The following is a 23,756-nucleotide window of genomic DNA, read 5'->3' on the forward strand; positions in this document are numbered from 1 at the left end:
CTTGTCGGGCGCGAGGTGCGCGGGCGGGCGGAGGGAGCCGGGACCGGTGCCGGGAGGGACCGGTTCCTCGGCGGATCCGGTCCCGGGAAGGTTCCAGTCCCAGGAGGGTCCGCCCCGGGAAGGTCCGATCCCAGGAGAACCGGTCCCGGGAAGGTCCAGCCCGGGAAGGGCCAGTCCCTGGGAGGGCCGGTCCCGGGGAGCACCGGCCCTGAGAGGAACCGGCCTCCCGGGAGAGTCCGAACCCGGGAAGGTCCGCCCCGGGCGGATCCGGTCCCGGAAGGGGCCAGCCCGGGAAGGGCCGATCCCAGGAGAACCAGTCCCGAGGAGAACCGGCCTCCCGGGAGAGCCCGAACCCGGGAAGGTCCGCCCCGGGCGGATCCGGTCCCGGAAGGGGCCAGCCCCGAAAGAGTCCGGTCCCGGGGCAACCGGTCCCGGATCCGGAAAGAGCCGGGGCTGGACGCGAGGGGTGCGGGCGGGCGGACAGCCGGGCCGGGTCCGCGTCGCGCGCGGACCCGGCTCGGTTCAGGCGCCCCAGCGCAGGGCCGGGGTGTTCACGGGTGCGTCCCACAGGGACAGCATGTCGGCATCGGCCCTGCACACGGTGAGCGAAACACCCGCCATGTCCAGACTGGTCACGTAGTTGCCCACGAGGCTGCGGGCGACGGTCACCCCCCGGTCCGCGAGAGCGGCGGCGACCTCGTGGAAGGCCACGTACAGCTCGAGGAGCGGGGTGCCGCCCAGCCCGTTGACCATGACGATGGCGTTGTCGCCGCGGTCGAGGGGCTGGTCGGCGAGGACGGCGTCCAGCGCGGTGGCCATGATGTCCCTGGCCGGGCGGAGCTTCTCGCGGCTGCGTCCGGGCTCGCCGTGGATGCCGACGCCGACCTCGATCTCGTCCTCGGGCAGGTCGAAACCCGGCTTTCCGGAGGCGGGCGTGGTGCAGGCGGTCAGCGCCACGGCGAAGGAACGGGACGCGGCGTTGACCCGCTTGCCCATCTCCGCCACGGCGGCGAGGTCGGCACCCCGTTCCGCGAGCGCGCCGGCGATCTTCTCGACGAAGACGGTGGCGCCGGTGCCCCGGCGCCCCGCCGTCCAGGTGGAGTCCTGGACGGCCACGTCGTCGTCGACCAGGACGGTCTCCACGGCGATGCCCTCGTCGGCGGCCATCTCGGCGGCCATCCGGAAGTTGAGGACGTCACCGGTGTAGTTCTTCACGACGAACAGCACGCCCGCGCCGCCGTCGACGGTCTGGGCGGCGGCCAGCATCTGGCCCGGCACCGGAGAGGTGAACACCTCGCCGGGACAGGCCGCGTCGAGCATGCCCTGGCCCACGAAACCGCCGTGCAGCGGCTCGTGCCCGGATCCGCCGCCGGAGACCAGGGCGACCTTGCCCGGCGCGGTGTCCGAGGCACGGGTGATCACCTTGTTCCCGGTGTCGACGCGCAGACCGGGGTGGGCGGCGGCGAGCCCGGACAGCGCCTCGGCCAGCACCGCTTCGGGGGCGTTGATGAGCTTCTTCATGACGGGGTCCCTTGTTGCCTTGGTGCGCGGAGGAGTCGCGCGGAGGAGTGGTGCGGAGCAGTTACGCCGAGGCGGACTCGGCCGGCCGGCTCCCGTCGGCAGCCGTGACGGTGGCGGGACGGCGGGTGCCGAGGGCGGCGTACAGGACGCCGGCGGTGACCGCGCCGAGCGCCTCGGCGACGACGTAGACCGGCAGTTGGTCCCAGTGGACCGTGCCGCCGAACAGCTCGCCGGTGAGCATCGGGCCCAGCGTGCGGGCGGGGTTGATGGACGCCGCGGTGGCGGGGGCGAGCGGGATGATGATCGCGAAGACGGCGAGCCCGATGGCCACCCCGGCGAACCCGCCGGGCGCGCGGCGGTCGACGGCGCCGAAGACGACGAGGGTGAGGATGAAGGTGCCCACGGCCTCGGCGAAGAACGCCTGGCCGGCGCCGACTCCGGTGCCGTACACGGCGATGCCGAGGCCGAGGTCGACCGCTTTCCTCCCCAGCACCCCGACGATCGCGAGGGCGCCGAGCACCGCGCCGGCCAGTTGGGCCGCGAGGTAGCCGGGGACGTCCCGCCAGGGCATCTTCCGTGTCACGGCCAGCGCGAGGGTGATGGCGGGGTTGATGTGGCAGCCGGAGACATGGCCGATCGCGTAGACCATCGCGACGACGGCGGTGGCGAAGGCCAGCGCGATCATGCCCAGGTCGGCGAACGTGAACGGGGCGTCGCCGTTGACGAGGAGCGTCGCGGGGATGGAGCCGACGCCGATGAAGATCAGGACGGCCGTGCCCAGCATCTCGGCCACGAGCTTGTGCGAGTAGGAACTTTCTTCCATGGAAGGCGCCCAGCGCGGAGCGGCGGCGTGGGCGTCTCACCTCCTCCGCGGGGGCGGGCTGTGAAGGGAGGTGGCCGCCAGGTGGTCAGGGTCGGGCAACCTGGCGGCCGCTCAAGGGAGGCCGGGGAGCGTGAGCTTGGAGTCTCCCGGCTGGATGACGTTCGTCATGGCTGAACGTTGTTCTGGAAATTAAGGGGACGTTTCCGGACTGTCAAGACCTTCGGCAGCCCTGACGTTCCGTCGGCACGCACCAGGCCCCCCGGAGTTCACCGGGGGGCCTGGTGCGGGAGGCGGAGGGGCCGGTGAGGACGGCCGCCGGCGCGCGGTCGGTTCACCTGCCGCGCCCGGCGGCTCCGCGCGGGGCGCCCAGGTCGCGCGACAGGTTGCGGGCGGTCTCGCGTACGGCGACGGCGTGCTCCTGACGTGCCGAGGCGGCCAGTACGCGCTCGACGGGGCCGACGATGCCGAGGGCGCCCACCACCGCGCCGGAGCGGTCGAAGACGGGGGAGGCGATGCCGGCGTCCCCGATGGCGGACTCCTGGTCCTCGACCGCGTAACCGGTCCTGAGCACCTCTTTCAGCTGCGCGGCCAGCTCCTCGGGCTCGGTGATGCTGGCACCGGTGAGCACGGCCGGCTCGGCCGCGAGGAGCCGCTCGCGCTCGGCGGCCGGGAGGAAGGCGACGACGGCCTTGCCCAGGGCGCACGTGCTCCACGGGATGCTCGCGCCCACCTCGAGGATCTGCACGGCCCCCTCGGGCCGGAAGGCGTGGTGCACGACCATGACCTGGTCGCCGGTGAGCACGGCCACCCAGACCGCCTCGTTGGTGCGGTGGGCGAGCTGGTCCGCCCAGGTCAGCGAGCGGGTGCGCAGCTCCTGGGTGTCCAGGTAGGCGTTGCCCAGCTGCACCAGGTCGGGGCCGAGCTGGTACTTCGAGCTGTCCCGGTCCTGCACCACCAGGCCCTCGGCCTCCAGGGTGCGCAGCAGCGCGTGCACGGTCGGCTTGGCCACGCCCAGGCGGTCGGCCAGCTCGGTCACGCCGAGCCGGGGCCCGGTGGCCGCGAGCTCCCGCAGGATCTGCACCGCCCGCTGCACCGCCTGCACCATCGAGAACTTCTCCCTCGTTCGCTATTGCTGAACAGCGTTCCGGCATCTACGGTACGGATTCATGAGCACATCCGTCGGCATCGTACTCGTGTCCCACAGCGCCGAGCTCGCTGCGGGACTCCGCCTGCTGGTGGAGCAGATCGGCTCCGACTCGGTCCCCCTCGCCACCGCCGGAGGCACCGACGACGGCCGGATCGGCACCAGCTACGACCGCGTCCTCGACGCCATCCGCAGCGCCGACCGCGGCCAGGGTGTCGTCGTCCTGCCCGATCTCGGCAGCTCCGTGCTGACCGCCCGCACCGTTCTGGAAGACCATCCCCGTTCCGACGTGCTGATCGTCGACGCGCCCTTCGTCGAAGGGGCCGTCGCGGCCGTCGTCACCGCCGCGTCCGGCGCCGGTCTCGAAGCCGTCGCCGACGCCGCCAAGGAGGCACGCCATGTCCACAAGCTCTGAGCCCGCCACGACCGCGTCCCGGCACGAGGCTGACGTCGTCCTGCCCGCCCATCTCCACGCCCGGCCCGCGGGCCGGCTCGCCCGGGCCGCGTCGTCCTTCACCAGTGCCGTACGGCTGGAGTACGCCGGCCGGACGGTGAATCCGGCGGGCGTACTCGCCGTGATGGGCCTGGGCGCCACCGCCGGCAGCACCGTGACCGTCCGTGCCGAGGGTGAGGACGCCGAACAGGCCGTAGCGGCGCTGGCAGAGATTCTCGCCACCGCCGAGTGACCCGGCCGCGACGAGCGGCACACCAGCGAGACCAGTGGAGGTGGCCGAGGTGAACGCCCCCGCCACATACACGTCCGACTCACGGGCGGGCCCGCCGTCCCGGTTCGAGCACGCCTGCCCGATCCCGCACATCCCGGAGGCCGTCTCCGCCGTACGCCGGCGGGTCCGCACCGTTCTCGCCCGGTGGCGCATGCCCGCCGCGACGGCCGACGACGCCCTCCTGGTGATCTCGGAGCTGGCCACCAACGCCATCCTCCACGCCCGCCCGCCGGCGGTCCTGCACCTGTCCCTGCCCGACCCCGGCAGCGGCGCCCTGCGCATCGAGGTCACCGACGCCGGCCCGGCCCCCGGGCCCGGCCCCGCCCACGCCGGCCCCGAGGAGCACCGCGAGAGCGGCCGCGGAACCGACATCGTCGCGGCCCTCGCCACCCGCCACGGCACATCCCGCCAGGCCGGCCGAACCACACGGTGGGCACTCCTGGAACCGGCCGCCTGACAGCCCGTCGTGCCCGGTGACCGCCGGCTCAGCGCCACTCCCTTCTGAGCAGGCCGAACACCCAGGTGTCGGAGACCTCGCCGTTCACGACGCAGTCCTCACGGAGCGTGCCCTCGCGGACGAAGCCGAGTCTTCCGAGGACGCGGGCGGAGGGGACGTTACGGGTGTCGGTCTCGGCCTGGACGCGGTTGAGGTCCAGGGTGTCGAAGGCCCACCGCAGCACGGCGTGGGCGGCCTCCGTCGCGTAGCCGTGGCCCCACATCGGTTCGCCGAGGACGTAGCCCAGCGACGCGCTGCGGTGATCCGGGTTCCATCCGGTCAGACCGCACCAGCCGACGAAAGCCCCGTCCGAGACACGGTCGATGGCCACGCGCGCGCCCGTGCCCTCGTCGGCGATCTTCCGGCACACGGTGATGAACCGCTCGGCGCGGGCCGGTTCGGTCCACGGCGGCGAGTCCCATTGACATCCTCGCCGCCCTGAAGGACGGCGATTCCCGCCTACCGAGCCGTTGAAGGCTGCGGTGTCGAGAGGGTTCCTGCTTCGCCGCGCGGTGCCGGGAGGAGTCCCGGTCTTACCTGCGCTCCACAGGCTGACACGGCCAGTCCGGCCGCCTTGGCGACGTTGACCGCCGCGTTGATGTCCCGGTCCAGGACGGCCCCGCACGCCCCGCAGGTCCACACACGGACGTGCAGGGGCTTGGGGCCGTCCTTGACACCGCACTGCGAGCACACCTGAGACGTGGGCTCGAAGCGGCCGATCCGAATGAAGGTGCGCCCGTACCGGGCGGCCTTGTACTCCAGCATGCTCACGAACGCCGACCATCCGGCGTCGTGGACGGACTTGGCCAGGCGCGTACGGGCGAGCCCCTTCACCGCCAGGTCCTCCACGGCGACCGCTTGGTTCTCGCGGATCAGCTTCGTGGAGAGCTGGTGGTGGAACTCGCGGCGCGCGTCCGCGACCCGGGCGTGTGCCCGTGCGACGCGGACCCTGGCCTTGTCCCTGTTCCTGCTGCCCTTCTCCTTGCGGAACAAATCCCGCTGGGCCTTCTTCAGGCGCTTGGCGGCCCGGCGCAGGAACCGCGGGCTGTCGACCTTCGTCCCATTCGAGAGGACCGCGAAGTGCCCCAGCCCGAGGTCGATCCCGATCTCGGGCATCGACTGCGGCAGCAGTTCCTCGGGGCCGGTCTCGACGACGAAGCTCGCGAAGTACCGGCCCGCGCTGTCCTTGACCACGGTCACCGTGGACGGGGTGGAGGGCAGGGATCGGGACCACTTGACCTTCAGGTCGCCGATCTTCGGCAGACGCAGCTTCCCGCCCGGCGTGATTGACCAGCGGGCGTTCGCCGTGAACCGCACGGACTGCCGGGTGTCCCGCTTCGACTTGTACCGGGGCGCGCCCATGCGCGGGCGCTTGCCCTTCAGGCCGTCGAAGAAGTTCTTGTACGCGGTGTCCAGGTCGCGCAGCGACTGCTGGAGGACGACTGCGGAGACTTCGCTGAGCCAGGCCCGCTCCGGGGTGTTCTTCGCCTCCGTGATCAGCCGCTTGGCCAGGTCCCCGGTCTTGGGGAACGGCAGTCCTTGGCTGCGGGCGGTCTCCCGAGCGCGAAGCGCGTCGTTGTAGACCACCCGCGCACACCCGAACGCCCTCGCCAACGCGCTGCGCTGACCGGCGCTCGGGTACAGGCGGAAGCTGTACCGAAGCTGCACGCCGATCATGATACACAGTTGGTTTATGGGTATCGATGAGAACATCCGTGCAGGTCGCCACTGCGTCTTCCGCATGCATGTCCACTTGGTTTTCGTTACGAAGTACCGGCACAAAGTCTTCGCCGACCGGCACCTGACGCGGTGCGAGGAGATCATGCGCGCCGTGTGCGAGGACTTTGAGGCCGAGCTGGTCGAGTTCAACGGCGAGGCCAGCCACGTCCACCTGCTCGTGAACTTCCCGCCGAAGGTCGCCGTGTCCAAGCTGGTGAATTCCCTCAAGGGCGTGTCCTCCCGACGCCTCCGTCAGGAGTTCCCCGAACTCGTCCGCCACTACTGGCGGGCACAACGTCTGTGGTCCGGCTCGTACTTCGCCGGATCCGTCGGCGGCGCACCGCTCAGCATCGTGAAGCAGTACATCGAGCAGCAGAACCGGCCGCTCTGACCCGGGTTGAGGTGAACAGTGCGAATCCGTGCACACAGCTGAGGTCAGAGCAGTTCTCAGATTCGCTTCACCACCGGGCTGAAGCCCGGTGCACTGCGAATAGACCCGGTAGCGCAGCACGTGCGCGTCGCTGTGCAGCGCGAAGAGCCGGCCGGCGTCGGCGTCGGTGAAGGGGCGCAGGCGCAGGCGGGCGGTGCGGAGGACGGGAGTGGGCAGGGTCATGCGCACCATCCTGGGTCCCGGCGGCGCGGGCGCGACAGCGGATTTACGTCGGGGACGGGGTGGCGCCGCCGGACGGGGTGCAGGTCGCGGTGGCCGAGGCTCCGTCCTCGCCCTTCAGGTGGACGACGGTCCTGCCGTCGGCGTCCCGGTTGTAGGCGATGGTGCAGGTCAGCTGGCGCACGGCGGTGGGGTCGAGGGTTTTCAGGGGGAAGGGGAGGCGGGCGGTGACGGTGTTGTCGGCGGTGGAGGTGATCTGCACGGTGGCACCGGGGCCGGGCGCGGGCAGGGCGGTGGTGAGTCCGGCGGCGCGGTCCTCCTCGCGCGGGCCCGTCAGCAGGGCCGCGACGACGTCCTCCGTCCGCACCGGGCCGGACCCGGCCTGGTCCCCGGCCTCCGGTCCGACGACGTAACCGCCGCCGAACTCGTCCACGGCCCCGGGCGTCCGGATGACAGGGCGCACGCTTCCGTCGGGGGCGCGGAAGAAGAGCAGCATCTCGTAGTCGCGGTCGAAGAAGGCCTGGACGGAGGCGGGGGCGCCCGCCTCGATGACGTCGGTGTCCCGGATGCCGCAGGCGCCGAGCAGGGGGACGGCGGCCGCCACCGCGAGCACCGCCGCGCGCCTCATGCGTCCGCCTCCGCCGCGTGCAGCGGTATCTCCACGGTGAAGACGGCGCCCCCTCCGGGAAGGTTGCCCGCGCTGATCGTTCCACCGTGCAGCTTGACGTTCTCCAGCGTGATGGCCAGCCCCAGGCCGCTGCCCGCCGAGCGGGTGCGGGCCGCGTCGGCCTTGTAGAAGCGGTCGAAGATGTGCGGCAGCACCGCGGGCCGGATGCCGGGTCCGCTGTCCGCGACCTCGGTGATCAGCACGGGCGGGCCCGGGGAGCGGGCCGCGGTGCGCAGCCGTACCGTGACGGGCGCGCCGCCGTGCTTCAGGGCGTTGCCGACGAGGTTGGCGATCACGAGGTCGAAGCGGCGCGGGTCGAGGCGGGCGCGGATGCCGTCGGGGAGTTGGGTGCGGATCCGCTCGTCGGTCCAGTGCCGGCTGTGCAGGGTCTTGCGGATGGCCTCGGCGACGTCCACCTCGTCGGCGTTCAGCTCGGCCGCGCGCGCGTCGAAGCGGGAGATCTCCATCAGGTCCTCGACGAGCACGGCGAGCTTGCCCGTCTCCGTGCTGACCAGCCGCACCGCGCGGGCGGTGTCGGCGTCCAGGCCGGCCGCGTCCTCCTCGAGGACCTCGGTGACGGCGAGCATCCCGGCGAGCGGGGTGCGCAGTTCGTGCGAGACGTCGGAGGCGAAGCGGCGGGCGCGTTGCTCGGCCTCGCGCAGTTCGCGCACGGACCGCTCCAGCCGGCCCGTGGACTCGTTGAAGGTCCGCGCCAGGTCGGCCAGTTCGTCGCGGCCGCGCACCGGGATGCGGGTGTCGAGCCGGCCGCTGCCCAGGCTGCGGGTGGCCCGGTGCAGTTGCCGCACCGGGCGCAGCACGCTGCGTGCGGCGAGCAGACCGGGGATCAGCGCGACGGCGAGGCCGGGCAGGGCGCCGTCCCGGGCGGCGATGAGCAGGGCGTCGACGTTGACCTGCTCGTCGGTCATCCGCATGACGGCGTACAGGACGAGCCCGCTGGGCAGCACGCTGTCGGGGCCCGTCCTGAAGACCGTGGGCATGGCGATGGTGAGGTAGGGGACGCCGTCCTTGACGACCCGCTCGAAGTGGCCGCGGGGGTTGGCCGTCGCGGCGCGCCGCAGCTCGGGGGTGATGACGGTGGAGACGGGGTTCTCGCCCGAGGAGGCGCGCAGCGAACCGTACTCGGCGAACACCACCCAGGGGCGCGGCTTGCCCTTGCGGGCGAGGTCGCGCAGGACGTCCTCCAGGCCCTCCTCCCGCACGGGCAGGCCGAACCCGGTCTGCTGGACCTGGTCGCGGAACGACGAGACGGCCGTGTCCTGGGCGGTCTTCAGCAGCGCGGTGCGGGCCTCGCGGTAGGTCAGCGCGGCCGTCGTACCGGCGCTGACGACGGCGACGAGGAGGAAGGCGAACAGCAGCCGGGTGCGCAGGCCGAACGCCCTTATCGCAGGCCGGGAGGGGCCGGGACCCGTGGTCACAGCGGTCCGAAGCGGTAGCCGAAGCCACGCAGGGTCCGGACGTAGCGGGGGCTGCCCGCCTCGTCCTCGATCTTGCCGCGCAGCCGGGCGACACACGCGTCGACCAGCCGGGCGTCGGCGTGGTAGCTGTGCTCCCAGACGTGCTCGAGGAGCTGCTGCCTGCTGAACACCTGCCCGGGCGCGGCGGACAGGTGCAGCAGGAGCTTGATCTCCGACGGGGCGAGCGCGAGCGGCCGGCCGGACTTGCTCACGGTCAGCGCGGACCGGTCGATGGTGAGGTCGCCGTGCACCTCGACGGCCGCGCGCCCCGCGCCGCCGCCGTCCAGCCGGCGCAGGACGGCACGGATCCGGGCCTCGATCACCTCGGTGCGGGCGGGCTTGACGATGTAGTCGTCGGCCCCGGCCTCCAGGCCGATGACCACGTCGAAGTCGTCGCCGCGCGCGGTGAGCATGATGATCGGCAGCTGGCTGTGCTCGCGGACCCGCCGGCAGACCTGGACGCCGTTCATGCCGGGCAGCATCAGGTCGAGCAGCAGCAGATCGGGGCGGAACGCGGTGAGCGCGGCGAGTCCCGCCTCGCCGGTCGCGGCCGCCCGTACCTGGTGGCCGCGGCGGCGCAGGCCGAGTTCGACCCCCTCGCGTACGGAGGGGTCGTCCTCGATGAGGAGCACCCGGGGCATCGGCGGTTCTCCCTCGGTGGTGGTCAGGTCCGGGTCCGTGTCCGGCGGAGGCGGGCGAGCAGCGCGTCGAGTTCGGCGAGCCGCAGCGGACGGGCGAGCAGGGCGAAGGTGAGGACGACGGCGCTCGCGCCGACGAGTGTGGAGAGTGCCGCCCCCGCCGGTGCGGTTCCCCGGGCCGCGAGATGGCCCAGCGCGGTGGCGGGGACGGCGGCGAGGAGCAGCCGGGCGTGGGCGCCGGCCGCGCCCGACCGGAGGGGCCGGGCGACGGCGAGCCGCCGGCTCAGCACCCGGGCCGTCACCGCCCAGCCCGCGCACAGCGCCAGGGAGTACGCCCCCGCCATGCCCGTGACGGCCCAGCGGGCCGGCAGCAGCTGGGCGGCGGCCAGGGACAGTCCCGCGTTGAGGGCGACGATCACGAGGTTGAGCAGGAAGGGCGTACGGGTGTCGGACAGCGCGTAGAAGGCGCGGGAGAGGACGTACTGGCCCGACAGGGCGATCAGTCCGGGCGCGAACGCCATCAGGATCCCCGCCATGGCGGCCGTGTCGGCGGCGCTGGTCCTACCGTGGCCGAAGACGAGGGCCATGCCCGGGTGGGCGAGGGCGAACAGCGCGCAGGCGGCGGGTACGACGGCACTGGCGCTGACGCGCAGGGCGTGGGAGACGTCGTGCCGCAGGGCGCCGGTGTCGCCGTCGGCGGCGGCCGCGCTCATCCGGGGCATCAGCGCGGTCACCACGGAGACCGTGACGATGCCGTGCGGTACGGCCCACAGGGCATAGGCGTGGGTGTACGCGCCGTAGCCGGGGCCGCCCTCGAGGCCGGCGGTGGTGGCCAGTCGGGTGGTGACCCAGTAGGCGGCCTGGTTGGCCAGGACCAGCAGCACCAGCCAGCCCGCCGAGCGCAGGGGGCGGGTCAGTCCGCTGCCGCGCCAGTCGAAGCGGGGCCGCCAGCGGAACCGGGCGGCGCGCAGGGCGGGGAGGAGGACGAGGGCCTGGGCGGCGATCCCGGCGGTGGTGCCCCAGCCGAGGACGGCGGTCTCGGCCGCGGTGAGGACGCCCCCGTCGCCGCCCGGGGACAGCGCGAGATACAGCCCGAACACGGCGATGACGACGACGTTGTTGAGCACCGGCGCCCACATCATCGCGCCGAACCGGCCGCGGGCGTTGAGCACCTGGCCGAGCAGGGTGAACAGGCCCAGGAAGAAGATCTGCGGCAGGCAGTAGCGGGCGAACGCCGTGGTCATGGCGGCCTGTTCGCCGGTGTAGCCGCTGTACGCGCCGACGATCGCGGGCGCCGCCCACACCGCGGTCGCGGTGATCGCCAGCAGCGCGAGCACGCAGACGGTGACCAGCCGGTCGGTGTAGGCCCGGCCCCCGTCGGCGTGCTCCTTGGCGGCCCTGACCAGCTCCGGCACGAAGACGGCGTTCAGCGCGCCGCCGAGGAGCAGCATGTAGACGATGGTGGGCAGGGCGTTGCCGACCGCGTAGCCGTCGGCGGCCGGGCCGATGGTGCCGATGGCCGCCGCGACGACGGCGGAGCGGACGAAGCCGGTGGCGCGGGAGACGACGGAACCGGCGGCCATGACGGCACTGCTGCGCGCCGTGGAGGCCGGCTTCGCCTCCGTCGCCGCCTCCGTCGCGGTCGTCCGCGTCATCGGCGGTTCAGATACGCCTGGAAGGCGCGGTGGAGCGTGTGGTTGGCGCTGCCGGCCAAAGGTTTCTCCCATTCCCCCGACGTCTCGACGACGTGTCCCCCGGTGCCGAGCTTCCAGCGCAGCAGCCCGTACGCGCGTTCGCCCGGATCGAGTGTGGAGGGTACCCCGCGCATGTCGTAGACGTGGGCGCCCCGGGCGTGGGCGTCCAGCAGCATCCGCCACTGCAGGGCGTGGGAGGGGCGGACCTCGCGGCGGTGGTCGGCGGAGGCACCGGTCTGGTACCAGGCGCGGGCGCCCGCGGTGATCAGGGTGTGGGCGGCGAGGATCTCGCCCCGGTGCCGGGCGAGGTACAGCGTCATCCGGCCCGGCTCCTCGGCGTTGAGCGCCGCGTACTGACGCTCGTAGTAGGCGAGCGAGCGGCCGAGCCGGAAGCCGTCGCGCCGCTCGGTGACGCCGAGCAGCCGGTGGAAGGCGGGGAGGTCGGCGGCGCTGCCCACCACCACCTCCACACCCTCCCTGCGGGCCCGGCGCACATGGCGCCGCCACGCCTGGCTGAGCCCGGCCCACAGGTCCTCCTCGGTGCGTCCGGCGAGCGGTACGTGGAAGACGTACCGCGGCTGGGCGTCGCCGTCCCCGTGTTCCCCGCAGCGGCGCCAGCCCCGGGCGCGCAGCCGCTCGGCGACGGCGGTGCCGAGCGGGTCGACCTCCCCGGGGAGGACATCGGCGAGGCGGCGGCCCGGACCGGTGGACGACTTGAGCAGGGCGGCGTCCCAGCGCCGGTATGCGGGCGACGGGCCGATGCGCACGGCGAAGGCGCCCGCGCGGCGCAGGTGTTCCAGCAGCGGGTCGAGCCAGCCGTCGAGGCCGGGGTCGCTCCAGTCGGCGACGGGGCCCTCAGGAAGGTACGCGAAGTACTTGCGGGTGCCCGGGAGTTGCCGCAGCAGCACCAGGGCGACGCCGGTCAGCACGCCGGCCTCCGGGTCCGGGCCCCAGCCGAGCAGCCGGGCGTGCCAGCCCTCCTTGACCTCGGCCCAGGAGGGCAGTTGCAGGAACCCGGCGCCGAGGGCCGCGCCGCGGGGGGTGGCGAGGAACGCGCGGTAGGTGTCCGGGGTGATGGGGCGCGGGGTGAAGCCCGCGCGCTCCGCCCGGCGTCCACGGCCGGGCGGGACGAGCAGCGCTGACACGGTGTGAGCCTCTCCTTCTCCCCGGGCCGGTGGCGGGGACACACAGGAGGTTCACAGCGGGCCGTGACCGCTCCGTCCGGCGTATGTGACCGGACCATGACCACTTGGCACCAGACGCCGTCACAGTCCTCGAGAAGCCGCTGACCTCGGTCTTTGCGGCTCTACAGTCACGGCGTCCACCCCCCTTTCCGCCCCTCTCGGAGGCCCCGTTGTCACGCATCCGTGTCCTCGCCCCGGTCCGGGCCGCCGTCGCGGCCGCCCTGCTGGCGCCGCTCGCCGCCTGCTCGCCGGGCGGCTCCGCCGGCACCCCGGAGACCGGCACCACGCCGAGCGCCGCCGACCGCCCCGTCACGGTCACCGTCACGCCCGCGGGCGAGCGGGTTCCGGCGGGCCGGCCGGTGCGGGTCACGGCCGACGGCGGCAGGCTCACCTCGGTGACCGTCACCGACGCCGAGGGCCGCCGACTGGCCGGGAAGGCGTCCGCCGACGGCCGGTCGTGGGTGTCCGGGCGCAACGCCGTACCCGGCGCGTCGTACGCGGTGACGGCGGTGGCCCGGAGCGAGGGCGGCACCTCCCGGACCACCCGGGCCGCCTTCAGCACGGCCCCGGCGGACAAGGTGAACAAGGTCGACTGGCGGCCGGGCGCCCGCTCCACCGTCGGCGTCGCCCAGCCCGTCTCCCTGGTCTTCGACCACCCGGTCGAGAACAAGGCCGCCGTGGAGAAGCTGCTCAGGATCACCACCTCCGACGGCACCGAGGGCTCCTGGGGCTGGATACGCGACTGGTCGGGCCGGGACCGCGTGGACTGGCGGCCCAAGGCGTACTGGAAGCCGGGCACCGAGGTCACGCTGGACGCCCGGCTGAACGGCGTGCACTCGGGCGCGGAGGGCGGGTGGTTCGTCCGCGACTACTCGACCACCTTCACCGTCGGCGCCCGGCAGATCGTCCGGGTCGACCTCGACCGCCACCGGCTCACCCTCGTCCGCGACGGCAGGACGGTCCGGCACATCCCGGTCTCGGGAGGCACGCCGGGCGGTGACAAGCGATCCTGGCGCGGCACCGCCGTGCTCATGGCCAAGGAGGGCACGATCAACATGAACTCCGAGACGGTCGGGCTGGGCGACGCCTACGACAAGATGGTCGACCACTCGATGCGGCTGACCTGGTCCGGCATGTACGCGCACGCCGCCCCGTGGAACGCCCGCTACTTCGGCCGGGCCAACCGGAGTTCGGGCTGCATCGGCATGAGCGACGCGGACGCGGCCTGGTTCTACGGGCAGGTGCGGCCGGGCGACCCGTTCGAGATCAGCGGCAAGGACACCAAGGGTGTGGTCGCGCCCGGCAACGGCTTCGGCGCGTGGAACCTCTCGTGGAGCGAGTGGCGGGACAGGAGCGCCCTGCGCTGAGCGCACGGTGACCGGCACACCACCTGCCGTGCCCCAAGTCCCCCCTGTTGTCAGCGAACTTCCCCGGAATTGTCCGTGATCGGTAACGGACGGATCCCCGGCCGCGTATCGCTCGTCTCGCCCAGTGGGTTCAGGTGATCCACGGCGATGAACAACAGCGGAGGCGGAGCGGACATGGCGCGGCACGGTGGGGTACGGGGCTGGTACGGCAAGATGGCCGGGGCGGCGCTCGCGGTGACGGCGCTGGCCGTCGGGGCCTCGGTGTGGACGGCGCAGGCCGACGCCGTGAACCGCGGTTCCGCGCCGCAGGCGTCCGCGCCGGCCGCGCCGGGCGGTGCCGGTGACGTCAAGCGCGTCTCGAAGACCATCGTGCACGCCTCCGACGCGGGCGAGCGCGGCGTCAACATCACCATCGACGACGGCCCCGACCCCACGTGGACGCCCCAGGTGCTCGACCTGCTGCGCGAGCACGGGGTGAAGGCCACGTTCTGCGTCACCGGCATCCAGGCGCAGGCCCACCCGGACCTGGTGAAGGACGTGGTGGCGGCCGGGCACCGGCTGTGCGACCACTCCGTGTCGCACGACACCACCATGGACCGCAAGTCCGAGGCCTACCAGAAGAAGGAGATCCTCGACGCCGAGCGCATGATCGTCGAGGCGTCCGGGGGAGTGCGCCCGATGTACTACCGGGCGCCCGGAGGGGCGTTCACCCCCTACAGCCGCGAGCTGGCCGCCTCCCGGGGCATGCGCCCGCTGGGCTGGAACGTGGACACCAAGGACTTCGAGCAGCCCGGCGCGGACGCCATCGTCGCCACCGTCGAGGAGCAGATCGCCAACGGGCCGACGATCCTCTTCCACGACGCGGGCGGCGACCGCTCCCAGACCCTCGACGCCATGCGCCGCATCCTCCCCTGGCTCAAGGAGCAGGGCTACACCTTCGGCTTCCCGGTGCGCTAAGACCGTCAGATGGGCTCGGGCTGCGGTTCGGGGCGGGGCTGCGGGACGGCCGTGCGGGACCACTGCCCGGTGGTCCGCGCGTAGCCGACGACCACCGAGGCCGTCGCCAGCAGCAGCAGCGGTCCGGCCAGCCAGGCGTGGTGGGCCATCTGCACGGGGAGCCAGCGGTACGACAGCAGGAACGCGGTGAAGACCACGGTGCCGTAGGCGACCAGCCGGAGCCCCGCCCGGTCCCAGCCCCGGTCGTAGGTGCGCAGGGCCGCCTCGATGGTGAGGGTGAACACCGCACCCGCGATCAGGTCGGCGCCGTAGTGCCAGCCGAAGCCGAGGGTCGCGCAGAGCGTGGCGATCAGCCAGAACGTTCCCGCGTAGCGCAGCGGCCGCGGGCCCTTGCGGGTGTGGATGAAGATCGCGACCGCCCAGGCCGTGTGCAGGCTGGGCATGCAGTTGCGCGGCGTGAGGCCGTCGAACGGCATGGGCTGCGGGGCGGCCGGCGGCACGGGTGTGTGCGGCCACAGGTCGGCCACCGCCCAGGACGCGGTGGGCGCCATGTCCGGTGACCACAGGGCGACCTCCGCCCAGTGCTCGGTGCCGGTGCCGTAGGCGAAGATCGGGCCGACCACCGGGAAGATCATGTAGTACGCCGGTCCGACGAGGCCGATCACCAGGAACGTGCGCACCAGGTGGTGGCGCGGGAAGCGCCGCTCGGCCACCACGTGGCGCAGCTGGTAGAGGGCCACTACGACCGCGGCCACCGCGAGATTGCCGTAGACGAAGTCGAGGACGTTGTACCCGACGGAGCCGGAGGCGGTGACGACCCGGCCCACCAGCCAGGACGGGTTGCCCAGCGCGTGGTCGGCGACGGCGACGTACTGGTCGAAGACCGTCGGGCGGGTCTTCGAGGTGATGAGCAGCCAGGTGTCGCCCGTCTTGCGGCCTGCCATCAGCAGCAGGGCCAGGCCGACGCCCTTCAGCAGCAGGACGCGGTCCGGGCCGGTGCGTCGGGTGAGGGCGAGGACCGCGACGCCCAGGGTCACCCACAGGGCGCCGTTGCCGAAGGGATGGCCGCCCGCCGTGTCGGCGTCCACGGCCCACCTGACCACGAGGAAGACCAGGTCGATACCGATCGCCGCGCCCACCGCGATGAAGCGTTCCCGCCAGGTGAGGACCACCGTCATCAGCGCCATGGCGGCGTACAGCAGCCCCCCCGACTTGGGGGCGTGGATCACCTCCCGCGCCTGCAGGGTGATCGGCCCCGGTGTGCCGTAGTGACGCGCGGCGACTTCGAGCGCGACGAGGAAGCCGAGGGTCACGGCGGCGGTGAGGGTCCAGAGCACGGCCTTCGGCCGGCGCCACACGGGCGTCACGGGTCTCTCCCGTACGCCCTGGTCGTTCTGCGGTGGTATGTGTATCAACGTCTGTCAGCTTCGTTTAGGTGTCGGTCCCGTGAGGGCAGCCGTCGTTCAGTCGGAAGACGGAAGATGCACAGTACGGGTTCACCTCGGACCGGAGACGCCCGGCCCGGTGCGTCAGGCGCGGGCGAGGGCCGCGGCGCCGAACGAGACGTCGAAGCGGTCGCACCAGATGCTCACGCTGCGGTACCGGCCCGGGTCGACGCCGGCGGGCAGGACGTAGTTCTGGCTGCCCTTGTTCCCCTTGAGCCGGCCAAGGCTGACGTACTCCCCGTCGTCGAACAGGTGCCAGCCGGCCCGGCCCTCCACGACCGGCGCGTCGGTCAGCCAGACCCGCAGGTCGGGGCCGTTGCTGGTGTCGAGGCCCTCCAGCCGTACGACATGGGAGCCGTCGGCCAGCCGTACGAGCCGCACGGTGCCGGAGGTCGCGTGCTCGTGGCTGATCAGCTCACCGCTCGCCACCGTCACCGGACCGGCCGGGGAAGGTGCGGGGGAGGAGGCGTCGGGCGAGGGTGTCCCGGCGGGCGTCGCCGGGGCGGTGCCCGCGGTGACGGGCAGCGCCTCCTGGACCGTCTCGTCCACCCACAGCTTCCACGGCTGGAACCAGTACAGCCCGAACCCGGCCCCGGCGACCGCCACCAGCAGCGCCCCGGCCATCCACGGCCGCGTCAGTGCACGCCGTCCACGCCTCATACCGCCCGCCCTCCCGGAGGCATGCCGTCCGCCTCCCCGTCGTCCTGCCCCCATTCAACGGACGCGGCGGCCGTCGCGGGCGGCCCGGCGGATGACGAAACCCTTACGTCCGCGCCGCCGCGCACCCTGCGGAAAACCGCAGGGTGCCGGGTGCGGGAAGCCGCGGCAACCCGACGGTCTTCCGCATACCGGCGCTGATCTGCGGTTTCTAGCGTGGTCGACGGATCGCGGCACCCGCCGCGAGGACCGCCCCGCAGCCACCCTGGAGACGTCGCATGGACCTCGTGACCCTGGCTCTGCCCCAGGAACCCGCCGACGGCGTCGCAGGCTGGGCCGCCGGCCTCGTCGACACCATGGGCGCGCCGGGGGCCGGTCTCGCCGTCGCCCTGGAGAACCTCTTCCCGCCGCTGCCCAGCGAGATCATCCTGCCGCTGGCCGGATTCGCCGCCGGGCAGGGGGTCATCGGTCTCCTCCCGGCCCTGCTGTGGACCACCCTCGGCTCCACGGTGGGCGCCACCGTCCTCTACTGGGCCGGCGCGCTGTTCGGCCGCGCACGCATGTACGCGATCTGGGCCAGGCTGCCGCTGGTCAAGGTGTCCGACCTGGAGCGGACGGAGCAGTGGTTCGCCCGGCACGGGACGAAGGCGGTCCTCCTCGGCCGCATGGTCCCGATCTTCCGCAGCCTCGTCTCCGTACCCGCCGGTGTGGAACGCATGCCGTTGCCCGTCTTCGTGACGCTCACCGCCTTGGGCAGCCTGATGTGGAACGCGGCGCTCGTCCTGTCCGGCTACTGGCTGGGCGAGCGGTGGGAGACGGTCGGGACGTACGTCGGGTTCGCCGGCAAGGCCGTCCTGGTCCTGGCCGCGGCCGCACTGGCGCTCTACGTCGTGACCCGGCTGCGCACCCGCGGGTCCGCCCGGCACCGCCGCGCCTCGTGACCGGCCCCGTCCCCGCACCGGCCGGACGATCTTGTCCGGGCTGTGCCGCGCGACTACGCTCACCAGGCGTGCAGGAGGAATCGGCGGACTTCGGCGCCCGGCCCCTCCCGACGGCCCCCACATCCCCGTCAGGCGGGCCCGCGCCCGCTCCGGCACTGCCGCGCAGGGCCGCCGGACTGCTGCTCGGCTGTGCCACCGCGGCCCTGGGGGCGCTGTACTTCCTGATCGCCGGCCTCCCCCTCGGTCCGCTGCTGCTGTGGCCGCGCACCCGTCACCGCGCCCTGGCCGCCCTGGTCGCCGGGGCGCGCCGGCTGACGGCGCTCGACCGCCGGCGCCGTTCGGTGTTCTTCGGGGACCGCTTCCCCGACCGTCCCGTCCCCGGCCACCGGATCCTGCGCCATCTCGCCGTCCGGGTCTGGGCGGGCCTGGTCACCGGGGTCGTGGCGGGCCTGCTCGCCTTCGGTGCCGTCCTGGCGGGGCTGCTGGTCGCGAGCCTCGTACGGGGCACCCTGGGCTGGCGGGAACTGCTGGTCCAGGGGCTGCTCGGCGGGGTGCTGCTGTTCTTGAACGTGCAGGGCCTGGTGGCGCTGGAGTCGTTCGACGCACGGCTGGCCCGCGAGAGCTTCGGTCCCTCGGAGGGCGAACTGCTGCGGCGGCGCATCGACGAGCTCGCCACCAGCCGGGCGGCGGTGCTGCGGGCCGTGGACACCGAGCGCCGGCGCATCGAGCGGGACCTGCACGACGGGGTGCAGCAGCGTCTGGTGGCGCTGGCGATGCTGCTCGGACGCGCCCGCCGGGGCCGTACGCCGGAACAGGCGGACCGTCTGCTGGAGCAGGCCCACCGGGAGTCGCGGGAGCTGCTGACCGAGCTGCGGGAGGTCGCCTGGCGGGTCTATCCCACGGCGCTGGACAGCCAGGGGCTGCGGGAGGCGCTCGCCGGGGTGTCCGAGCGGTGCGCCCTCCCCGTCCGGATGGACTACGCCCTCACCGGTCCGCTGCCCGCCCCCGTCGAGACCGCCGCGTACTTCGTCGTCTCGGAGGCCGTGACCAACGCCGCCAAGCACGCGGTCGCCACGCGGATCGACGTGAGCGTGCGGGCGTACGGCGCCGTGCTCGTCGTCCGCGTGGAGGACGACGGGGCCGGCGGCGCGGACCCGGCGGGCAGCGGACTGACCGGGCTGCGGAGCCGGGTCGGCGCGCTGGACGGTCGGCTGCACGTCCACAGCCCCTCCGGGGGACCCACCACGATCACCGCGGAGCTGCCGTGCGCGTAATGCTCGCCGAGGACTCGACCCTGCTGCGGGAGGGGCTGGTACGGCTGCTCACCGAGGAGGGACACGAGGTCCCGGCCGCGGTCGGGGACGCCGCCGCGCTGCTGCGGGAGGTCGGGGCGCACCCACCCGACCTGGTCGTCGTCGACATCAGGATGCCGCCCACCCACACCGACGAGGGGCTGCGGGCCGCGCTGGAGATCCGCCGGCGGTGGCCCGGCGTCGGGGTGCTGGTGCTCTCCCAGCACATGGAGCGCAACTACGCGGCCCAGCTGCTCGCCGAGGGCGCGGAGCGCGTGGGCTACCTGCTCAAGGACCGTGTCGCCCAGGTCGAGGAGTTCCTCGACGCCCTGGAGCGGGTGCACGCGGGGGGCGCGGCCATCGACCCCGAGGTCGTACGGCAGCTGGTGATCCGTACGACGCACGGCGATCCGCTGGCCCGGCTGACGCCCCGCGAGCGCAGTGTGCTGGAGACGCTCGCCCAGGGGTACACCAACGCGGCCATCGCCGAGCAGCTGCACATCTCCCTGAGCGCGGTCGAGAAGAACCTCAACACGGTCTTCGACAAGCTCGAACTCCCCCACGCCACGGGCTACAACCGCCGGATCCTGGCGGTGCTGCGGTACCTGGAGTCGTAGGCGCCCGGCCGCCGGACGCACGGCCGGTCCGAGTTGCCGCGCACCGGTGATGCGAGAAGGTGAGTGAGGGAGGTCCGCGAAGGGAGCGTGCGGTGACAGGCTGTCCGGTCGACGACACCACCGTGCTGAACGCGCTGTTCGCCGACTCGCCCCAGGGTCTGTTCGTCTTCGACGCCGAACGGAAGGTCACCCGCTACAACCCGGCGGCGCGGGGCGTGCGGGGACTGGCCGCCGAGGACGTCGTCGGGCACCCCGTCGAGGACTTCGTCCCCGGATTCGGGTCGCGTGAGCTCGGAGCGCTGATCGACGAGGTCTTCGTGACCGGCGAGCCCCTGCGCAGCCGGCTGGTCCGCGGCCCCTCGCCCTCGGACCCGCGCCTCACCCTCTCCATCGAGGTGTCCCTGTTCCCGCTGCCCAGCCGCGAGGGCCGCATCCCCGGGCTGGTGGGCGTCATCGAGGACGTGACCGAGCGGCAGGCGGCCGCGGACCGCCTCGCCGTCCTCAGCGAGGTGCACGCGAGCGTCGGCTCGACCCTGGAGGTGGAGACCACGGCGGACGAACTGGTGCGCGCGCTGGTGCCCGCCTTCGCCGACGCGGCGGGCGTCGACCTGCTCGAGGAGGGGCCCGGCGGGGGCGCGCCCCGGGCCGGTCCCGTGTCCACGGATGTGCCGCTGCGCCGGGTCGCCTTCGCTCCCCCGACCATCGAGCCGGCCAGGAAGAAGGGCGACAGCCTGCCCTTCCCCTTCCCCACCCCGTACACCCAGGCCCTCAACGACACGCACGCCCGCCTGGTCCGGGTCACCCCGGACGATCCGTGGCTCTCGGCCGACCGGGACGGATTCACCCCGCTGATCGCGGCGGAGGTGCGCTCCATGATCGTCGCGCCGCTGATGGCGCGGGAGACCGTGCTGGGCCTGCTGACGCTGTACCGGAACCGCGCCGAGGACTTCGAGGAGGCGGACCTGGACGTCGCCCAGCAGGCGGCCGCCACCGCGTCGGCGCACCTGGACAACGCGCGCAGCTACCGCCGGGAGCACACCGTGGCCTCCGCGCTCCAGCGCAGGCTCCAGCCCGGGGACATTCCCCGGCTCTCGGCGGTGGACACCGCCCATGTGTACCTGCCCGAGGGGGCGGGCGGCGCCTGGTTCGACGTCATCCCGCTCTCCGGCACCCGGGTCGCCCTGGTCGTCGGTGACGTCACCGGGCACGGCATCGAGGCGGCGGCCACGATGGGCCAGCTCCGCATCGCCCTGCGCACGCTGGCGCTGCAGGACCTGGAGCCGGACGAGGTGCTGATCCATCTGGACGACGTCGTCTCGCAGCTCCCGGCGGCCGACAGCCCGGCCGAGGACCGTCACACGGCGACCTGCGCGATCGCCGTCCACGACCCCGTCGCCCGTCAGTGCACCCTGATCCGCGCGGGACACCCCGCCCCCGTCGTCGTCGACCCCGACGGCGCGCCGCTCGCCGTGGACGTGCCCAAGGGGCTGCCGCTGGGAGCGGGCGGCGAGCAGCCCTTCGCCCCGACGGTGGTCCAGCTCGCTCCCGGCAGCCTGGTCGCCCTGTGCACCCGCGGCCTCCTCGCCTCCGGCAAGGAGGGCGAGACGGCCGCCCGGCACGACCTCGAGCACGTCCTCGCCACCACCTCCCGGCCGCTGCAGGAGCTGTGCGACACCGCCGTGTACCGGATGGCGCCCTCGCGTCAGGACGACGCGGTCCTCCTGCTCGCCCGCGTCCACGCGCTGACCCCGGAACAGGTCGCGGACTGGACGCTGCCCCCCGACCCCTCCGTGGTGGGCACCGCCCGCCGGCTCGTCGACCGGCAGCTCGCGTCCTGGCACCTCGACGAGGCGTCCTACACCACCGAACTGATCGTGAGCGAACTCGTCACCAACGCCATCCGCTACGGCAAGGGTCCGGTACGGCTGCGGCTCATCCACGACCAGCAGCGGCTGCTGTCCGAGGTCACGGACGCCAACACCGTCAGCCCGCGGCTGCGGCACGCCCGCACGAGCGACGAGGGCGGGCGGGGCCTGTACATCGTGATGCGGCTCAGCTCCCAGTGGGGCGTGCGGCACAGCCGCCGGGACAAGACGATCTGGTCCGAGCAGGACCTCGGCGGGACCCCCGCGGACCCGCTGACCCTGATGGACGCCTTCGACCTGGCGGACGCGGCGGAGCTGTGAGCGGCCGGTGACCCCGGCCCGCTGGGCCGTGCCGCCCGGCGGATGCGCGGGGGGAGGCGCCCCGACCCGGGCGCGCGAGCGGGACGGGACCGGCCGGGGCCGTGGTGAGCAGCGGGACGACGCCCGTATGAGGGAGGCGTCCTCATTCCCCGGCGGCACTCGCCGCGAACGCTCGGATCAGCAGGCGGCGCGGAGCGACTGGTGGACGGGGCGGCGCGGTCGGCGGGGCACGGGCCGGCCGGTTCCGGGTCACGGCGGTCGACTGTGTCCTGCCGGACCGTCCCGGCCCGGGCCCCCGGTGATCAGGAGGCCCGGGCCGGTGTGGCCGGTGGGCGGGGTCGGGGTCAGGCCGCTGCTTCCGGTGCGGGTTCGGCCGGGGCCGACGGGGTCGCGGGCCGTACGGCGCGGCGGCGGGTCGGGAGGCCGAGGGTCGGGTTGGCCACGGCCCAGGCGGCGCCCTTGCAGACCAGCTCCTTGTAGACGGCGGCGAGCCGTCCGGTCAGGGCCATGTCCACGGCGCGGTCATCGGCGGTGACGTACTGGATGAGGCCCTCCTTGCGGCCCAGTGAGATGCACTGGTTGAAGTAGCGGATCGGCACGTTCGGGAGCTTCCCGCCGGTCAGCCGGGCCGCGATCGCATCGACGGCCTGCCACGCCGTGGGCGCGCCCGAGGCGCACGACATCCGCAGCGGCTTGTCGCCGGGGCCCATCGCCATGGCGGCGTCGCCGACGGCGTACACCTCGGGGTGCGAGACCGAGCGCATGGTCCCGTCGACCACGATCTGGCCGGTGCCGGTGACCTCGAGGCCCGTGGCCCGCGCGATCGGGTGGACGGCGAAACCGGTGGTCCACAGGGTCAGGTCGGCCGGGACGGTGTCCCCGCCCCCGGTGGTGACCCGGTCGGCCGCGACGGCCGCGACGTCGGTGTGCTCGTGCACGGTGATACCGAGCCGATCGACGACCTTGCGCAGATGCCGGCGGCCCTTGGCGGAGAGCCAGTCGCCGAGGCCGCCGCGGGTGACCAGGGAGACGTCGAGGTCCGGACGGGCCTCGGCGACCTCGGTCGAGGCCTCGAGCCCGGTCAGACCGCCGCCGACCACGACGACATGCCGTCCGGCGCCCAGCTCCGCGAGGCGCTCGCGCACCCGCAGCGCCCCGGAACGGCTCGCGATCTCGTGGGCGTACTCGGCGGAACCGGGCACGCCCTGGTCGTTCCACCGGCTGCCGAGGGCGTAGACGAGGGTGTCGTACTCCAGCTCGCCCGCGCCGTCGTCGTCCCGCACGGTGACAGTCCTGCGGTCCACGTCGACGCCGGTGACCCGCGCGATCCTCAGGTCCACGCCGGTTCCGGCGAGCATGTCGGCCAGCGGGCGGGGCTTGACCGCGCGGCCGGCGGCCACCTCGTGGTTGCGGACACGTTCGACGAAGCCGGGCTCGGCGTTGACCAGGGTGATGGCGACGTCTTCCCGGCGCAGCCGCCTGGCGAGGCGTCCGGCGGCGGTGGCCCCGGTGTAGCCGGCGCCGAGGACGATGATGCGGTGCTGCATGGCCTGCTCCTGTCGTCAGCGGATTCACCCCTTGAACCGGGCAGGCCGCCG

22 protein-coding genes and 2 pseudogenes are annotated in these 23,756 nt (G+C 73.5%); 10 read left to right on the plus strand and 14 right to left on the minus strand.

From position 1 onward, the window contains the following. Positions 1 to 522: 522 nt before the first annotated feature. From dhaK to AC5L3C_RS18040, 3 genes are all read right to left on the minus strand, one after another. Positions 523 to 1,521, minus strand: coding sequence for a dihydroxyacetone kinase subunit DhaK (dhaK, locus tag AC5L3C_RS18030; protein WP_493649881.1), 999 nt, complete (start codon positions 1,519 to 1,521; stop codon positions 523 to 525). A gap of 61 nt (positions 1,522 to 1,582) precedes the next feature. Next, positions 1,583 to 2,344 (minus strand): MIP/aquaporin family protein, encoded by a 762-nt coding sequence (locus tag AC5L3C_RS18035; RefSeq protein ID WP_493649882.1) that lies wholly within the window; start codon positions 2,342 to 2,344, stop codon positions 1,583 to 1,585. Positions 2,345 to 2,675: 331 nt separating this feature from the next. Then, complete coding sequence (locus tag AC5L3C_RS18040; RefSeq protein ID WP_493649883.1) at positions 2,676 to 3,449, minus strand: IclR family transcriptional regulator; 774 nt, start codon at positions 3,447 to 3,449, stop codon at positions 2,676 to 2,678. A gap of 61 nt (positions 3,450 to 3,510) precedes the next feature. Here AC5L3C_RS18040 and dhaM point away from each other — a divergent pair, with 61 nt between their 5' ends. The 3 genes from dhaM to AC5L3C_RS18055 are packed head-to-tail and all read left to right on the plus strand — an operon-like array spanning position 3,511 to position 4,670. Continuing rightward, complete coding sequence (dhaM, locus tag AC5L3C_RS18045) at positions 3,511 to 3,903, plus strand: dihydroxyacetone kinase phosphoryl donor subunit DhaM (RefSeq protein ID WP_125505224.1); 393 nt, start codon at positions 3,511 to 3,513, stop codon at positions 3,901 to 3,903. Continuing rightward, the gene (locus AC5L3C_RS18050) at positions 3,887 to 4,174 is read left to right on the plus strand and encodes an HPr family phosphocarrier protein (RefSeq protein WP_493649884.1); all 288 of its coding nucleotides are present in this window, start codon (positions 3,887 to 3,889) and stop codon (positions 4,172 to 4,174) included. Before dhaM ends, AC5L3C_RS18050 begins: the two co-directional genes overlap by 17 nt. A gap of 49 nt (positions 4,175 to 4,223) precedes the next feature. Continuing rightward, complete coding sequence (locus AC5L3C_RS18055; RefSeq protein WP_493649885.1) at positions 4,224 to 4,670, plus strand: ATP-binding protein; 447 nt, start codon at positions 4,224 to 4,226, stop codon at positions 4,668 to 4,670. Between the two features lie 28 nt (positions 4,671 to 4,698). Here AC5L3C_RS18055 and AC5L3C_RS18060 read toward each other — a convergent pair. Then, a pseudogene (locus tag AC5L3C_RS18060) lies at positions 4,699 to 5,130 on the minus strand (GNAT family N-acetyltransferase); the annotation flags it as partial. Positions 5,131 to 5,168: 38 nt separating this feature from the next. Then, positions 5,169 to 6,377 carry an RNA-guided endonuclease InsQ/TnpB family protein gene (locus tag AC5L3C_RS18065; RefSeq protein ID WP_493649886.1) on the minus strand — a complete coding sequence of 403 codons (1,209 nt, stop codon included), beginning with the start codon at positions 6,375 to 6,377 and terminating at the stop codon, positions 5,169 to 5,171. A 25-nt stretch (positions 6,378 to 6,402) separates the two neighbouring features. Here AC5L3C_RS18065 and tnpA point away from each other — a divergent pair, with 25 nt between their 5' ends. Next, a complete protein-coding gene (tnpA, locus tag AC5L3C_RS18070; protein ID WP_493649887.1) occupies positions 6,403 to 6,819 on the plus strand; it encodes an IS200/IS605 family transposase in 417 nt (138 codons plus the stop codon). Between the two features lie 108 nt (positions 6,820 to 6,927). On the opposite strand, the pseudogene AC5L3C_RS18075 reads toward tnpA, so the two are convergent. From AC5L3C_RS18075 to AC5L3C_RS18100, 6 genes and pseudogenes are all read right to left on the minus strand, one after another. After that, positions 6,928 to 7,041 (minus strand): annotated as a pseudogene (locus AC5L3C_RS18075) (GNAT family N-acetyltransferase); the annotation flags it as partial. Positions 7,042 to 7,084: 43 nt separating this feature from the next. Then, positions 7,085 to 7,666 carry a hypothetical protein gene (locus tag AC5L3C_RS18080; RefSeq protein ID WP_493649888.1) on the minus strand — a complete coding sequence of 194 codons (582 nt, stop codon included), beginning with the start codon at positions 7,664 to 7,666 and terminating at the stop codon, positions 7,085 to 7,087. Next, positions 7,663 to 9,141, minus strand: coding sequence for an ATP-binding protein (locus AC5L3C_RS18085; RefSeq protein ID WP_493649889.1), 1,479 nt, complete (start codon positions 9,139 to 9,141; stop codon positions 7,663 to 7,665). Before AC5L3C_RS18085 ends, AC5L3C_RS18080 begins: the two co-directional genes overlap by 4 nt. Further along, entirely contained in the window at positions 9,138 to 9,821 is a 684-nt protein-coding gene (locus AC5L3C_RS18090) for a response regulator (RefSeq protein WP_493649890.1), read from the minus strand. Before AC5L3C_RS18090 ends, AC5L3C_RS18085 begins: the two co-directional genes overlap by 4 nt. A 23-nt stretch (positions 9,822 to 9,844) precedes the next feature. Then, a complete protein-coding gene (murJ, locus tag AC5L3C_RS18095) occupies positions 9,845 to 11,473 on the minus strand; it encodes a murein biosynthesis integral membrane protein MurJ (protein ID WP_493649891.1) in 1,629 nt (542 codons plus the stop codon). Beyond that, positions 11,470 to 12,657, minus strand: coding sequence for a lipid II:glycine glycyltransferase FemX (locus tag AC5L3C_RS18100; RefSeq protein ID WP_493649892.1), 1,188 nt, complete (start codon positions 12,655 to 12,657; stop codon positions 11,470 to 11,472). Before AC5L3C_RS18100 ends, murJ begins: the two co-directional genes overlap by 4 nt. Positions 12,658 to 12,866: 209 nt before the next feature. On the opposite strand from AC5L3C_RS18100, the gene AC5L3C_RS18105 reads away from it, so the two are divergent. Both AC5L3C_RS18105 and AC5L3C_RS18110 read left to right on the plus strand, forming a co-directional pair. Further along, positions 12,867 to 14,063: a L,D-transpeptidase gene (locus AC5L3C_RS18105; protein ID WP_493649893.1), complete on the plus strand. Its 1,197-nt coding sequence runs from the start codon at positions 12,867 to 12,869 to the stop codon at positions 14,061 to 14,063. A gap of 174 nt (positions 14,064 to 14,237) precedes the next feature. Continuing rightward, complete coding sequence (locus AC5L3C_RS18110; RefSeq protein ID WP_493653922.1) at positions 14,238 to 15,020, plus strand: polysaccharide deacetylase family protein; 783 nt, start codon at positions 14,238 to 14,240, stop codon at positions 15,018 to 15,020. Positions 15,021 to 15,025: 5 nt separating this feature from the next. Here the strand turns inward: AC5L3C_RS18110 and AC5L3C_RS18115 are convergent, their stop codons facing one another. Together AC5L3C_RS18115 and AC5L3C_RS18120 are read right to left on the minus strand one after the other, a co-directional pair. Continuing rightward, positions 15,026 to 16,378, minus strand: a complete 1,353-nt coding sequence (locus AC5L3C_RS18115) for a DUF5933 domain-containing protein (RefSeq protein ID WP_493653923.1) — start codon at positions 16,376 to 16,378, stop codon at positions 15,026 to 15,028. A 171-nt stretch (positions 16,379 to 16,549) separates the two neighbouring features. Further along, positions 16,550 to 17,125, minus strand: a complete 576-nt coding sequence (locus AC5L3C_RS18120) for a DM13 domain-containing protein (RefSeq protein WP_493649894.1) — start codon at positions 17,123 to 17,125, stop codon at positions 16,550 to 16,552. Between the two features lie 275 nt (positions 17,126 to 17,400). Between AC5L3C_RS18120 and AC5L3C_RS18125 the strand changes: the two genes are divergently transcribed. The 4 genes from AC5L3C_RS18125 to AC5L3C_RS18140 all read left to right on the plus strand — a co-directional run bounded on the left by AC5L3C_RS18125 (position 17,401) and on the right by AC5L3C_RS18140 (position 22,158). Next, complete coding sequence (locus AC5L3C_RS18125) at positions 17,401 to 18,063, plus strand: DedA family protein (RefSeq protein WP_493649895.1); 663 nt, start codon at positions 17,401 to 17,403, stop codon at positions 18,061 to 18,063. A gap of 68 nt (positions 18,064 to 18,131) precedes the next feature. Next, on the plus strand, positions 18,132 to 19,337 hold the full coding sequence (locus tag AC5L3C_RS18130) for a sensor histidine kinase (protein WP_493649896.1): 1,206 nt from the start codon (positions 18,132 to 18,134) through the stop codon (positions 19,335 to 19,337). Further along, a complete protein-coding gene (locus AC5L3C_RS18135; protein WP_493653924.1) occupies positions 19,337 to 19,972 on the plus strand; it encodes a response regulator in 636 nt (211 codons plus the stop codon). The genes AC5L3C_RS18130 and AC5L3C_RS18135 overlap by 1 nt, the downstream gene beginning before the upstream one ends. Before the next feature lie 92 nt (positions 19,973 to 20,064). Further along, on the plus strand, positions 20,065 to 22,158 hold the full coding sequence (locus AC5L3C_RS18140) for an ATP-binding SpoIIE family protein phosphatase (protein WP_493649897.1): 2,094 nt from the start codon (positions 20,065 to 20,067) through the stop codon (positions 22,156 to 22,158). Positions 22,159 to 22,502: 344 nt separating this feature from the next. On the opposite strand, the gene AC5L3C_RS18145 is transcribed toward AC5L3C_RS18140, so the two are convergent. Further along, on the minus strand, positions 22,503 to 23,705 hold the full coding sequence (locus AC5L3C_RS18145; protein ID WP_125505232.1) for an NAD(P)/FAD-dependent oxidoreductase: 1,203 nt from the start codon (positions 23,703 to 23,705) through the stop codon (positions 22,503 to 22,505). Positions 23,706 to 23,756: the final 51 nt, after the last annotated feature.

The organism is Streptomyces speibonae (assembly GCF_984686075.1).